The 13,199-nt window shown below is 71.3% G+C and carries 11 protein-coding genes and 2 riboswitches; of the genes, 9 read left to right on the forward strand and 2 right to left on the reverse strand.

What is annotated here, in order from left to right; genetic code table 11:
- Positions 1-119: 119 nt before the first annotated feature.
- Positions 120-827, reverse strand: a complete 708-nt coding sequence (locus G401_RS0135350; RefSeq protein ID WP_407636966.1) for a type 1 glutamine amidotransferase — start codon at positions 825-827, stop codon at positions 120-122.
- Positions 820-2,019 carry a MurT ligase domain-containing protein gene (locus G401_RS0135355; RefSeq protein ID WP_084557992.1) on the reverse strand — a complete coding sequence of 400 codons (1,200 nt, stop codon included), beginning with the start codon at positions 2,017-2,019 and terminating at the stop codon, positions 820-822. The genes G401_RS0135350 and G401_RS0135355 overlap by 8 nt, the downstream gene beginning before the upstream one ends.
- Positions 2,020-2,338: 319 nt before the next feature.
- Positions 2,339-2,480: riboswitch (cyclic di-AMP (ydaO/yuaA leader) on the forward strand.
- A gap of 4 nt (positions 2,481-2,484) precedes the next feature.
- Here G401_RS0135355 and G401_RS0135360 point away from each other — a divergent pair.
- The 9 genes from G401_RS0135360 (at position 2,485) to mraY (ending at position 13,141) form a co-directional block, all read left to right on the forward strand.
- Positions 2,485-3,165, forward strand: coding sequence for a C40 family peptidase (locus G401_RS0135360; protein WP_051367655.1), 681 nt, complete (start codon positions 2,485-2,487; stop codon positions 3,163-3,165).
- Positions 3,166-3,407: 242 nt separating this feature from the next.
- Positions 3,408-3,582: riboswitch (cyclic di-AMP (ydaO/yuaA leader) on the forward strand.
- A 6-nt stretch (positions 3,583-3,588) separates the two neighbouring features.
- Complete coding sequence (locus G401_RS53730; protein ID WP_051367657.1) at positions 3,589-4,338, forward strand: C40 family peptidase; 750 nt, start codon at positions 3,589-3,591, stop codon at positions 4,336-4,338.
- A 501-nt stretch (positions 4,339-4,839) separates the two neighbouring features.
- Entirely contained in the window at positions 4,840-5,313 is a 474-nt protein-coding gene (mraZ, locus tag G401_RS50685; protein WP_051367659.1) for a division/cell wall cluster transcriptional repressor MraZ, read from the forward strand.
- Between the two features lie 202 nt (positions 5,314-5,515).
- Entirely contained in the window at positions 5,516-6,493 is a 978-nt protein-coding gene (rsmH, locus tag G401_RS50690) for a 16S rRNA (cytosine(1402)-N(4))-methyltransferase RsmH (protein ID WP_034594096.1), read from the forward strand.
- Complete coding sequence (locus G401_RS50695) at positions 6,490-6,978, forward strand: hypothetical protein (RefSeq protein ID WP_051367661.1); 489 nt, start codon at positions 6,490-6,492, stop codon at positions 6,976-6,978. The genes rsmH and G401_RS50695 overlap by 4 nt, the downstream gene beginning before the upstream one ends.
- Complete coding sequence (locus G401_RS0135385; RefSeq protein ID WP_064741937.1) at positions 6,978-9,008, forward strand: peptidoglycan D,D-transpeptidase FtsI family protein; 2,031 nt, start codon at positions 6,978-6,980, stop codon at positions 9,006-9,008. Before G401_RS50695 ends, G401_RS0135385 begins: the two co-directional genes overlap by 1 nt.
- Before the next feature lie 55 nt (positions 9,009-9,063).
- The gene (locus tag G401_RS0135390; protein WP_084557994.1) at positions 9,064-10,632 is read left to right on the forward strand and encodes a UDP-N-acetylmuramoyl-L-alanyl-D-glutamate--2,6-diaminopimelate ligase; all 1,569 of its coding nucleotides are present in this window, start codon (positions 9,064-9,066) and stop codon (positions 10,630-10,632) included.
- Positions 10,629-12,026, forward strand: coding sequence for a UDP-N-acetylmuramoyl-tripeptide--D-alanyl-D-alanine ligase (locus tag G401_RS0135395; RefSeq protein ID WP_027346205.1), 1,398 nt, complete (start codon positions 10,629-10,631; stop codon positions 12,024-12,026). Before G401_RS0135390 ends, G401_RS0135395 begins: the two co-directional genes overlap by 4 nt.
- Complete coding sequence (gene mraY, locus G401_RS0135400) at positions 12,023-13,141, forward strand: phospho-N-acetylmuramoyl-pentapeptide-transferase (protein WP_027346206.1); 1,119 nt, start codon at positions 12,023-12,025, stop codon at positions 13,139-13,141. Before G401_RS0135395 ends, mraY begins: the two co-directional genes overlap by 4 nt.
- Positions 13,142-13,199: the final 58 nt, after the last annotated feature.

A 13,199-nucleotide genomic window follows, 5' to 3' on the forward strand; every position in this document is an offset into this window, starting at 1 on the left:
CGACCCGGCAGCAGCCGACCCGGCAGCAGCCGACCCGGCAGCAGGCGACCCGGCAGCAGGCGACTCGGCGAGCGAAGGCGGATCGGCGGGCGGCGCAGGCGAGGAGACCGCGGACTCCGTCACGAGCGCCCGACGGCGGCGAGCCGCTCCGCGCGCAGCCGCCCCGTCCACGTCTCGTCGAGCGGGGCCAGGTTCTCCTCGCCGGTGGCCCAGCGCAGGAGCAGGTCGGCCAGGGCGGGGTTGCGCGCGAGCGCGGGGCCGTGCGCGTACGTGCCGAGGATCGTGCCGGCCCAGACGCCTTCGCCGACGCTGTCGTTGCCGACCCCGGTGGTGACCGTCGCGAGGGGACGGACACCGGCGCCCAGGTGCGTACGCCCGCCGTGGTTCTCGAAGCCGGTCAGCGGGGGCAGGCCGAGTTCGGGTGCGATGTCGCCGGCCAGTTCGCCGACGGCGCGCGAGGGGCCGCGGTCGGAGTGCAGGTCGACGAGGCCGAGGCCGGCGCACTTCTCACCCTTGGCGAAGAAGCTGCTGCCCAGCAGCTGGTAGCCGGCGCAGACGGCGAAGATCACCGCCCGGTCGGCGGCGGCGCGGTGCAGGCCGCCGTCGGCGATCAGTCGCTCGGCGGCCGAGGCCTGCGGGCCGTCCTCGCCGCCGCCGATGAGGTAGATGTCGCCGTGCGCGGGCAGCTTCTCGTCGGAGCGCACCTCGACGGTGCGGGCCGGTATGCCCCGGGCGAGCGCGCGGCGGTGCAGGATCAGCATGTTGCCGCGGTCGCCGTAGGTCGACAGCAGGTCCGGGTAGACCCAGACGATCGTCAGCTCAGACAACTCGATCAAGCTCCGCCCGTATGTCCTGGAACGCGGTGTAGTTGGCGATGACCTCCAGCCGGCCGGGCGGCACGGCGGCGACGGCGTCGCCGAACGTGCGCACGTGGCTGAACGGGACCTCGTTGATCTCCAGCCGGACGGCGAGGTCCATCGCGCGGTCGCCGGTGACGAGCACCTGCCGGCCCCGCAGCGGGCTGAAGTCGACGTCGTAGAGCCAGCTCGTGTCGAGGCCGTCGGGGTCCCGGGCGTTGATCGACAGCAGCGTCGGGGCGTCGTCGGCCATGTCGAACGCCTCCAGCCAGCTGGCCGGGTTCTTGGCCAGCAGCAGCCGGATCAGGCGGCCGTCCCGGTCGACCTGGGCGTACCGCCCGGCGACGCTGGCCACCGTGGCGAGCCGCGGGATGCCGTCCGCCGTGCGTACGCCGAACCGGGCCGCGACGGCCAGGGCGGTCGCGGCGTTGCCGAGGTTGACCGTGCCGGGCAGTTGCAGCGGGACCTCGTGGGCCACGCCGTCGGCGTCGACCACCTTGCCGTCGGCGAGCCGCCACTGGGGCTCGGGCCGGCGCAGGTCGCCGTTGCCGCAGAACCAGCCGCCGTCCGACCAGCGCTCGATGTGGCCGCCGCAGGCCGGGCAGACGTGCGAATCGTCCTGCCACCGCTGGCCCGCCGAGAACCAGGTGATCCGGGCGGGGGGATGGTCGCCGACCGCGTACACCACCATGGGGTCGTCGGCGTTGGCCACGACGTGCACGGCCGGGTACGCGTCGAGCGCGTCCCGCCAGAGCTGGGCCATCATGGCGACTTCCTTGGCCCGGTCGAGCTGGTCGCGGGAGAGGTTGAGCAGCGCCACGACCTTGGGCAGGGTGGCCTTGATGACCTGCGGGAGGTAGTGCTCGTCCACCTCCAGCACCGCGTAGCGGGTGTCGCCCGCGCGGGCGAGCGCCGAGGTGTGGCCCGTGGGCATGTTGGCGCCGAAGGAGTTCGTCGCGACATCGCCCAGGACGCCGACCGCAGCGGCCGTGAACCGGGTCGTCGTGGTCTTGCCGTTGGTGCCCGAGACCAGGGCGATCTCCCGGCCGTCCGCGAGCCGGGCGAGCAGGTCGGGGTCGATCATCATCCCGAGCCGGCCGCCGATCACCGAACCGTCGCCCCGGCCGGTGGCACGAGACAGCGCGGCCGCGGTCCGCGACACCTGCGCCGCGAGCGCCGTGCGCAGCGGAAGCCGGGGAGTGCTCGCGCGCGGGGCCGGGAGTTCGGTGGGCTTCCGATCGTCAGACACGGGCTTAGGTTACGCGATCGAGCGGGTCGCTGAATTGTGTGCCGTGAGTCACTCTCATATCCGGCCAATAGCCGCGGACATATCGGACATCTGGTCGACCTGCGCCGCATCTGCGCACGTCACGGGCTTGATCGGTGACTTGGTCGAGAGTCCTGCGTGGGCTAGAAAAACGAAGCCGGTTGATCGCCGGCGGGCGTACCGGCACGCCGAGCCCTGCCCGGCCGGTCCGCTCACCCCCGAAACGCATCCGGGCAGGGGTGGGGGAACCACTCTCGCCGTCGCCCCCTCGACGGCTCGGGGTGAAGCCACACAGTGGCCGGGCACCTTCCCGCCCGAACCCGACAGCTCACCTCGCAGGCGTGCCGGAAGGACCTCCGCATGCGCGTGCGCACGCTGCTCACCGAACACCGCAACCGAACCCTCGTCGTCGCCGCCGGCGTCGCGATCGCCGCCGCCGTGGGCATCCCGGCCCTCGCGGCCCAGCCCACCCCCACATCCCTTCCCGAGTACGCGAGTTCAGCCGCTCTGCTCCCCTCGGACGTGTCGCAGGGTGCCCTCGTGACCGCCTCGGCAACCCCGTCGGCGTCGCTCTCGCCCAGCGCCACGGCATCGGCGAGCGCCTCGGCCACGGCGCCGAAGCCCGCCGCGACCACGCCGAAGCCGGCCGCTGCGAAGCCGAAGGCGGCCACCACCTCGGCGACCGTGCAGGCGAAGCTCGCGACCGTCCTGAGGGAGGCGGCCAAGCAGGCGGGCAAGCCCTACGTCTGGGCGGCGACCGGCCCGGACTCGTTCGACTGCGCGGGCCTCACCCAGTGGGTGTACGCCAAGCTCGGCATCCACCTCGACGACTACGTCCCCTCCCAGCTCGACAAGGCGAAGGTGGTCGCCCGGTCGAAGGCCCGGCCGGGGGACCTGCTGTTCTTCATGGACGGCGACTTCGCGTACCACGTGGGGATCTTCGCCGGGAACAACAAGATGTGGGACGCCCCGACCGAGGGCCAGACCGTCGGACTGCACACGATCTGGAGCGATTCGTACCTGGTGGGGCAGCTCTTCTGACCGACCACCCCTCGGCTGTTCGGCTGACCCCACCGTCACGGTGTGGATGTGGGCTGCGTCACGCCCGAACCGGACAGCCGGGGCCACAATTGCGGACACCGCTGCCGTGACCGGTGTCAAAGGGTAGTTTTCCCAGCTCACAGCCACTATTCAGAACCTTGGCCAATACGCAGGTTCTCGGTAGAAACGAATCGCCGGACGGGTCGTCCCGACCGGTCCGCCGCGGATACGCCGAGCCCCGCCCGTCCGCGTCGCGTACCCACGATGCAGTGGACGGGCGGGGATGGGGGAACCACTCGTGCCGGCGTACCGCGGTGACATCGCGGTCTCCGGCTTGGGGTGAAGCCGCGTCACGCGGCCGGGCAATTTCGGCGCCCGAACCCGACAGCTCACCTCGCAGGCGTGCCGGAAGGAATTCCAGCGATGATGACACCCTCGGGTCATCCCGGCACCGGCCGGACCGTGCCGGGCCGCAACGCCGCCCGTATCGCCCTCGTTCTGGGCGCCGCGGCCGTCGGCACCACCCTCCTCGCGAGCCCCGCGTCCGCGTCCACCCCCACTCCCGTCACCGCGACGGCCGCTGCGGCCACGGCGGCCGTCGACGCGGTGGCCGCCGCCGACAGCATCGCCGCGGCAAGCACTCTCGCGGAGAGCACTGCCACGGCAAGCACTGCCACGGCAAGCGCCGCCGCGCAGAATGCCGGTGTGGCGACGGGGCCGGCCACGGCCACGACCGGGCTCGCTCCGCTGAGCGCGCCCGCCGCGGTCGCCAAGACCGCCCCGCTGACGAAGGTGACCGTCAAGCAGGTCGCCCAGGTCCAGACCCGGGCCCAGAAGGTGATCGCGCTCGCCAGGCAGTACAGCGGGCGCGCGTACCGCTGGGGCGCGGCCGGGCCGAGCGCCTTCGACTGCACGGGCTTCACGCGGTACATCTACAAGAAGGTCGGAGTGAGCCTCCCGCACAGCGGTGCGCAGGGCGTCAAGGGCCGCAAGGTCGCCCGCTCCAGTGCCCGCCCCGGCGACCTCGTGGTCTTCCGCGACTCGTCCGGCCGCGTCTTCCACGCCGGCATCTACGCCGGCGGCAACAAGATGTACGACGCGCCGACCTACGGCAAGAAGACCGGCCTGCACAACATCTGGAGCTCCCGTGTGGAGTTCCGGCGCCTCGTCTAGAGACTCGACACCCATCCCTCCCCAGAATCAGGCCCGCACTCCTCGTGAGTGCGGGCCTGATCGCCGCTACCCCCCGACGACGACGATCTTGCGCGAATGTCCGGGCAATCCGGGTACTCCGGACGAAATTCGAGACATTGGCGCAAGATCGTCGGAAATTCGCGGGGTGGTGGGGTGCGGAAGGCGCACGGAAGAGTGAGTCACCCGTTCGAGGGGTCACTCACGTGAGTCACCCGAGTTCAACGAGTCACTCGTCGATGGGGTGATGGTCGTGTCGGAAAGCGGACCGTGTTGATCTTCACGTCGACCCTCCCTCCGAACGGACCCACCCTGACCAGGCGTAATGGGGAGGGCCAAGCCCGTCCGACCCGTTGATTTTGGTTGACGGTGGGGGGAAGTGGAGTAAAGTGGGGACCACTGGCGGAGCTGGAGGCTTTGCCGGCCCAATGGGCGGATCGCCGCGAACGACCGCCCTGATCGCGTCACCGGGGGGTGGGGCCGATGTTTCTCGGCACGCACACCCCACGGCTGGACGACAAGGGCCGGCTGATTCTTCCGGCGAAGTTCCGTGACGAACTGGCGGGAGGTGTCGTGATCACCAAAGGACAGGAGCGCTGTCTCTACGTGTTCCCGACCGCCGAGTTCCAGCGGTACGCCGCCGAGCAGTCCGCCCGGCCGATGAGTGACAAGGCGGCGCGGGCGTTCACGCGGGTCCTCTTCTCCGGCGCGCACGACGAGGTGCCGGACAAACAGGGCCGGGTGACGATACCCCCGCCGCTGCGGGCGTACGCGGGACTCGAACGGGATCTGGTGGTCATCGGGGCCGCCACCCGGGTCGAGATCTGGGGCGCCGCGGCGTGGGAGGCGTACCTCGACGACAGCGAGGACGCGTTCGCCGACGTGGATGTCCCTCCACGGGACGGATCCCAGCCGGGAGACGACCCGCACCAGGGGGTGGCGCCGGCCGGACAGTGAGGGCGGGACCGTGTGCGATGCCGCGAACGTCGCACCGGACACCGGCGTACCGCGAGATCTCCAGCCGCTTGTCGGCTCCTGGCATCACTTCCCCGGTGCCAGGCGTACTGCTTTCTCCGTCGTTCTCCGCCGGAGGACGAAGCGACGAGAAGCGGATGGGGATCTGGCGGTACGCCGGGACAAACAGCAGAGGGGGTCGACAATGCCAGAGCCGCGCGGTGCGCACGTACCGGTGCTGCTCGAGCGTTGCCTCGACCTCATCGCTCCCGCACTCGACCGTCAGGTCACGCCGCCAGGGCGGTCCACGGTGCACGTGGACGCCACCCTGGGGCTGGGGGGCCATGCCGAAGCGGTACTGGCCAGGCACCCGAACACCATCCTCATCGGACTCGACCGGGACACCGAGGCGCTGGCGCACGCCGGCCATCGGCTCGCCGCGTACGCCGACCGGATTCATCTCGTTCATGCGGTTTATGACGAACTGCCCGAGGTAATGGCGAAGCTCAAGATCGAGCGTATCGACTCGGTCCTCTTCGACCTGGGGGTTTCTTCGTTGCAGCTGGACGAGGCGGACCGCGGTTTCGCGTACGCGCAGGACGCCCCGCTCGACATGCGGATGGACCAGAAATCGGGCGTCACAGCCGCGGAGATCCTCGACACCTATCCAGCGGGGGAGCTGGCCAGAGTGCTGCGGGTCTACGGGGAGGAGAAGTTCGCCTCCCGGATCGCGGCGGCCGTCGTGGCGGAACGCAGGAAGGGACCTTGGCGGAGCACGGCCCGCCTCGCCGAGCTGGTACGCGACGCGATACCGGCGCCGGCGCGGCGTACGGGCGGGCATCCGGCCAAGCGGACCTTCCAGGCGCTGCGTATCGAGGTCAACAGGGAGCTGGTGGTGCTGGAGGCAGCGCTGCCGGCGGCGCTGGACGCGCTGTCGTCCGGCGGGCGAATCGTGGTCATGTCCTACCACTCGCTGGAGGACCGGATCACCAAGCAGGCGTTCGCGGCCCGGGCGAAGTCGACCGGACCGATCGACCTTCCGGTCGAACTGCCCGGCACCGGGCCGACGCTGCGCCTGCTGACCAGGGGGGCGGAACCGCCCAGCGAATCCGAGGTCGCGGAGAACCCGCGGGCCGCCTCGGTGAAGCTGCGGGCGGCGGAAAAGATCGGGGGAAAGTCGTGACGACTTCCAACGCGGCCCGGGATCCACGCTTCGACGCGTCGCCGTCGCCGCGTACCCAGCCCGAGCCGAAGAAGACCAGGCTGCGGCTCGCGCCGCCCGCGCCGGTGCGGGGGCCGCGCGTACCGTTCGTGGTCATGATCGTGGTGCTCGTCATCGCGGGCGTGATCGGCATCCTGGCGCTGAACCAGAAGATCAACGAGAACGCGTTCAAGCTGTCGCACCTGCAGGACCAGCAGGTGAACCTCGACCGCCAGCAGGATCAGCTCGACGAGCAGATCGCCGAGAAGGAGGCGCCGGGCAACCTGGCCGCCGCCGCGCGCAAGCTGGGCCTCGTCCCGGCCGGCGCGCCGGCGTTCATCCTGCTGCCGGACGGCCGGATCATCGGCGTACCGCAGCCGGCGTCGGGCACGCCCGCGATCACCAGCCAGGACGGCACGCAGAACGGGGCCGGCACCGGCACCGGGACGACGGGGCAGGCCGGCTGATGGCGGGCGGGCGCGGGGAGGAGCCCACCGGCAGCCAGCCGTCCGGTCGACGGCGCAGCGGACTGGGCAACGCCCGCGCGTACACACCGCGCGGGCGTACCGTCCGGGACAACCCCGATCTGCGGGTCGTCGCGGAGCCGGAGCCGCCGGAGCCGCCGGTACGCAAGGCGGCCCGCCGGCGACCGGTCGAGCCGCCCGCCGAACGCAAGTCCACATCGGATCGTGGCCGGGTACGCGCACCGCGCGGCCCGGCCATCCGCGTGGCGCCCGTACGCCCGCCCGCGCGCAGGGGCAACTCCCAGCGCCGGCTGCGCCTGGCGACCATGCTGGCCCTGCTGATGTTCGCGGCGGCCGGCATCCGCGTCGTCGAGCTGCAGTTCGAGGGAGCCCCCGCGGCGGCGGCCGCCGGCCTCAACGAGCGCCTGCAGCACCAGATCCTGTACGCGTCCCGCGGGTCCATCCTGGACCGCAACGGTGCGGTGATGGCACACAGCATCGAGGCGCGGACGGTCTTCGCCGACACCACCGACGTCAAGGATCCCCAGGCGGCGGCCGCCGAGCTCTCGCCGCTGCTCGGCGTACCGGTGTCGACGCTCCTGCCCCTGGTCAGCCCGCACAACCAGCCGAACTCCACCAACCCGCAGCGGTACGAGGTGCTGGCCCGCAGCGTACCGATCGAGACCGGTGAGGCGGTGCAGCGCCTGGGGCTCAACGGGATCGGCGTCGACCGCACGGAGAAGCGGGACGCGCTCAGCCAGGACGTCGGGGCGAACCTGATCGGCTTCACGGCCGCCGACGACGAGAGCGGCCTGGTCGGCCTGGAGGCCCGGTTCGACACGCTGCTCGCCGGCAAGAACGGCGAGCGCGTCTACGAGGTCGGCCGGGGCGAGGAGTACGACAAGGAGATCCCGGGCGGCTACCACAAGGTGACGCCGGCCCGCGACGGCTCCTCGCTGGAGCTGACGATCGACCGCGACCTGCAGTACGAGGTGCAGCGCATCCTCAAGGAGAAGATGCTGCAGGTGCACGCGACCTTCGGCAGCGCCACCGTGCTCGACGCGCACTCCGGCGAACTGCTGGCCCAGGCCAGCTGGCCGACCTACGACGCGCGCAACCCGCTGGACAGCAAGCCCGCCGACCGCGGCGACGTGGCCAGCAACGAGCTGGTCGACCCGGGCTCGGTGCACAAGGCGATCGTCCTCGCGGGCGCCCTGCAGGAAGGCGTGATCACGCCGTCCACCACGGTTCCGGTCGCGCCGACCATCAAGGTCGCCGACAAGACGTACAAGGACACGCACCCGTTCGACCCGGGGACCAAGCTGACCCTGCCGGCGATCATGGCGTTCTCGTCCAACGTCGGCGTCATCAAGATCTCGCAGCAGCTCGGCGCCGACAACCTGTACAAGTATCAGAAGCTGTTCGGGCTCGGCCAGCCCACCGGCATCTCGATCCCGGGCGAGGCCTCGGGCGACGTCCGGCCGGCGAGCGAATGGCAGGGCTCGGACTTCGGCTCGATCCCGATCGGCAACGGCGTCTCGGTCACCCCCCTGCAGATGACGGCGGCGTACGCGGCCATCGCGAACAACGGGGTCTGGGTCCAGCCGCACCTCGTCCGCGACATCATCGGGCCGGACGGGAAGGTCCAGCCGGCCGAGTCGCCGCAGTCGCACCAGGTCATCAGCGCTCAGCACGCGCAGGAGCTGCGTACGATCATGGAAGCGGTCACGACCGTCCCGCACGCGACCGGGCTGTCGGCGGCCATCCCCGGCTACCGGGTGTCGGGCAAGACCGGCACCGGCGCGTACTTCAAGAACGGCGGCTACCAGCCGGGCGAGGTCGCCTCGTTCATCGGCATGGCCCCGGCCGACAATCCGAAGTACGTGATCGGGGTGTTCGCGTACACGCCGGGCGGTAACGGCGGCGTGGTCTGCGGTCCGGCGTTCCAGGAGATGATGTCGTTCACCCTCAAGCACTTCCGCGTGCCGCCGACGGGTGTCAAGGCACCGACCTTCCAACTCATAGGGCAGTGATTCCGTCGCGCCCTGCGGGGCCGGTGCGCGCATGGCCGCGGGTGGGCTCGCGGTCATGGGGGCACCGGCTCCTCGGGCCGGCGAGAGATCTCAGGTAGGGTGCTCAAGCGTGCCAGTCACCGTGCGTCCCGCGACCTGTGCTCCCGTCCCGTTGAGCGGGCTGGCCGAGCTGCTCGGCCGGCCGATTCCGGCGGTGGATCCGCAGGTGACGGGCGTGACGCACGCCAGTGGCGAGGTCGTCGCCGGTGACCTGTACGCGGCCCTGCCCGGCGCCCGCCGGCACGGTGCCGAGTTCGCCGCACAGGCCGCCGCGGCGGGTGCCGTCGCCGTCCTGACCGATCCCGCCGGGGCCGCTCTGGCCGCCGCATCCGGGTTGCCCGCTCTCGTCGTCGACGATCCCCGGGCGGTGCTCGGTCTCGTGGCCGACCGCGTCTACGGCGAGCCCAGCCGGGCGCTGACGATCATCGGCATCACCGGGACCGCGGGGAAGACGTCGACGGCGTACCTGGTGGAGTCGGGATTGCGGGCGGCCGGGCACGTCACCGGCATCCTGGGCACGGTCGAGACCCGGCTCGGCGACCTCGCGGTCACCAGCAAGCGGACGACCCCCGAGGCCACCGACCTGCACGCCCTGCTCGCGGTCGCCCGCGAACGCGGGGTCACCGCCCTCGTCATGGAGGTCTCCAGCCACGCCCTCGCCCTGGGGCGGGTGGGCGGCGTCCGGTTCGCGGTCGCCGGGTGGACCAACTTCGGCCTCGACCACCTCGACTTCCACGCCACGACCGAGGAGTACTTCGCGGCCAAGGCCTCCTTCTTCGACGGGCGGGCCGGCACCGAGATCCTGAACTTCGACGAGCCCGCCACGACCGGCCTGACGAAGCCGGCGACGGTCACCTACTCGGCCGCGGGCGACACCGCCGCCACCTGGTACGCGCAGGACGTCTCCGGCGGCTCCGAGCAGCGGTTCACGGCGTACGGGCCGGGTGGGCAGGAGCTGTCGGCCGGGGTGAACCTCGCCGGGCGGCACAACGTCGCCAACGCCCTGCTGGCCATCGCGTCGCTCGTCGCGGTCGGCGTGCCGGGGCAGACCGCCGCCGACGGGGTCGCCGCCTGTCCGGGCGTACCGGGGCGGCTGGAACAGGTGGCCGGGCCCGAGGGCTCGCCGCTCGGCATCGTGGACTACGCGCACAAGCCGGACGCGATCGTGGCCGTCCTCAAGGCGCTGCGTGAACTGGCCGACCACCGGGGCGGGCGGATCATCACCGTCCTCGGCGCGGGCGGCGACCGGGACACGGGCAAGCGCCGGCCGATGGGCCAGGCCGCGGCGGAGGGGTCGGACGTGCTCTTCGTGACCGACGACAATCCGCGTACCGAGGATCCGGCCGGCGTACGCGCGGGCGTCCTCGACGGTGCGACCGACGTGGCCGGCGGTGCCGAGGTGTTCGAGATCGCCGGTCGGCGGGCCGCCATCGACGCCGCCGTACGCGAGTCCGGGCCGGCCGACGTCGTGGCCGTCCTCGGCAAGGGCCACGAGACCGGGCAGGAGGTCGGCACCGAGATCCTGCCGTTCGACGACCGGATCGAGCTGGCGGCCGCGCTGGCGGAGGGTAGGCGTACCGCATGATCCCCTTGACCCTGGCCGAGATCGCCTCGGCCGTCTCCGGCACGCTCGTGAACGCCGATCCGGCGGTCGTGGTGACCGGCGGCGTCGAGTACGACTCCCGCAAGATCGGCCCGGGCGGGCTGTTCCTGGCCTTCCCCGGCGAGAAGGTCGACGGCCACGACTTCGCCGCCGTCGCGATCGCCGCCGGAGCCGTGGCGGCCCTGGGCAGCCGCAGCGTCGACGGCGTTCCGATGATCCTCGTCGAGGACGTGCTGACCGCGATCGGACTGCTGGCGCGGGCCGTCGTCGACCGGCTGCCGAAGCTGACGATCGTCGGCATCACCGGTTCGAGCGGCAAGACGACGACCAAGGACATGATCGGCCAGCTGCTCGGCCGCCTCGGCCCGACGGTCGCCCCGGCCGGCTCGTTCAACAACGAGCTGGGCCTGCCGCACACCGTGCTGCTGGCCGACGAGAAGACCGAGTTCCTGGTGCTGGAGATGGGCGCCCGGGGGATCGGCCACCTGACCTACCTGACCGGCATCGCGCCGCCCCGGATCGGCGTCGTGATCAACGTCGGCGTGGCCCACATCGGCGAGTTCGGCTCGGTGGAGAACATCGCCGTGGCCAAGGGCGAGCTGGTCGAGGCGTTGCCGGAGAACGGCGTCGCGATCCTCAACGTCGACGATCCCCGGGTCGCCGCGATGGCCGCCCGGACCCGGGCACGGGTGGTCGGGGTCGGGGAGTCCCCGGCGGCCGCCGTCCGCGCCGTGGACGTGACGATCGACGAGTTCGGGCGCCCCGCGTACACCCTGGTGTGCCCTGAGGGGACGACTGCCGTGACGCTGGCGGTGACCGGGGCCCACCAGGTGGGCAACAGCCTGGCGGCCGCGGCGGTGGCGCTGACCGCGGGCCTGCCGGTAGCCGAATGCGGTCCCGCGCTGTCCGGGTTGCGGACGGTCTCCAGCCGAAGAATGGATGTGATCCACCGTGCCGACGGTGTCACGGTGATCGACGACTCGTACAACGCGAATCCCGCCTCGACGGCGGCGGCGCTGCGCGCGCTGGCCACCCTGGGCGGTACACGGACGGACCGGCGCCGGATCGCCGTCCTCGGCTACCACGCCGAGCTCGGCGAACAGGAGCGGGCGGGCCACGAAGAGGTGGGCCGCCTCGCCGCGGAGCTGGGCGTCGACCTGCTGGTCGTGGTGGGCGAGAACGCCGCGCCGATCCGTGACGGCGCGCTGTCCAATGCTCAATGGGGAGGAGACTCGGTGCAGGTCAGCGATCAGGACGAGGCCCTGGCGGCGCTGCGCGCCCGGTTACGGCCGGGCGACGTGGTGCTGGTGAAGGGCTCGCGGTACCGGACCTGGCAGGTGGCCGACGGGTTGCGCGCCGAGGCAGCGGCATCATGAGAGCGATCATCATCGCGATCATCGTCGCGTTCGGCTTCTCGCTGTTCGGAACGCCCATCGCCATCAAGGCGTTCACCCGGCTCAAGGCCGGCCAGCCGATCCGCACGGACGGCCCGCAGATGCACATGAGCAAGAAGGGCACCCCCACCATGGGCGGTGTCGTGTTCATCCTGGCCACCGTGATCGCGTACGTGGCGGGGCACATCGCGCTGACGACGCTGCCGAAGGAGCAGATCGGCCAGGTCAACCCGACCATCTCCGGCCTGGTGCTGCTGGGATTGTTCGTGTTCTGCGGCGCGGTCGGCTTCATCGACGACTTCCTCAAGATCCGCAAGCGCAACAGCGAGGGCCTCAAGGAGCGCGGCAAGCTGCTCGGCCAGCTGATCGTCGGCGCCGTGTTCGGCGTCATCGCGATCTGGCCGACGGCCGCCTTCAAGAGCTCCAACTCCGAGACGGTCGCCTCCACCAAGCTGTCGTTCATCCGCGACATCGACTGGCTGGAACTGGGCAAGGTCGGCGCGATCATCGTCTTCATCCTGGTGATCCTGGCCGCCTCCAACGGCGTGAACCTGACCGACGGCCTCGACGGCCTGGCCACCGGCACCTCGGTGATGGTGCTCGCCGCGTACTCGTTCGTCGGCTTCTGGCAGTACCGCCACTGGTGCGCCGACCCGACGTACGCGCTGCACAACAACTACTGCTACTCGGTACGCGACCCGCTGGAGATCGCGATGATCGGGGCGGCCGCGGCGGCGGCCTGTGTCGGCTTCCTGTGGTGGAACGCCTCGCCGGCGCGGATCTTCATGGGCGACACGGGCGCGCTCGGCCTGGGCGGTCTCATCGGCGGCCTGGCGATGGCCACCCGCACGACGCTGCTGCTGCCGATCTTCGGCCTGCTGTTCGTCATCGTCACGATGAGCGTCATCATCCAGCGGATCTCCTACAAGACGACCGGCAAGCGGGTCTTCCGGATGTCACCCCTGCAGCACCACTTCGAACTGGTGGGCTGGAGCGAGGTCAACATCGTGATCCGGTTCTGGATCATCGGCGGCATCGGCGTGGCGCTCGGCCTGGGCATCTTCTACGCCGACTTCCTGAGCGCGGTCTCACCCTAGGGCCGGTCGCCGACGGACCGCGAGATCCGGGAGACAGGCTCAGAAATCCGCAACCACC

Origin of the sequence: Hamadaea tsunoensis DSM 44101 (genome assembly GCF_000428945.1) — a bacterium.
GTDB lineage: Bacteria > Actinomycetota > Actinomycetes > Mycobacteriales > Micromonosporaceae > Hamadaea > Hamadaea tsunoensis.

Excerpts from the sequence above, each read along its gene's own strand:
- G401_RS0135360 (WP_051367655.1), top strand. The coding sequence starts at position 2,485 with ATGCGCGTGCGCACGCTGCTCACCGAACACCGCAACCGAACCCTCGTC.
- G401_RS53730 (WP_051367657.1), top strand. The coding sequence starts at position 3,589 with ATGATGACACCCTCGGGTCATCCCGGCACCGGCCGGACCGTGCCGGGC.
- mraZ (WP_051367659.1), top strand. The coding sequence starts at position 4,840 with ATGTTTCTCGGCACGCACACCCCACGGCTGGACGACAAGGGCCGGCTG.
- rsmH (WP_034594096.1), top strand. The coding sequence starts at position 5,516 with ATGCCAGAGCCGCGCGGTGCGCACGTACCGGTGCTGCTCGAGCGTTGC.
- G401_RS0135385 (WP_064741937.1), top strand. The coding sequence starts at position 6,978 with ATGGCGGGCGGGCGCGGGGAGGAGCCCACCGGCAGCCAGCCGTCCGGT.
- G401_RS0135390 (WP_084557994.1), top strand. The coding sequence starts at position 9,064 with ATGGGGGCACCGGCTCCTCGGGCCGGCGAGAGATCTCAGGTAGGGTGC.
- G401_RS0135395 (WP_027346205.1), top strand. The coding sequence starts at position 10,629 with ATGATCCCCTTGACCCTGGCCGAGATCGCCTCGGCCGTCTCCGGCACG.
- mraY (WP_027346206.1), top strand. The coding sequence starts at position 12,023 with ATGAGAGCGATCATCATCGCGATCATCGTCGCGTTCGGCTTCTCGCTG.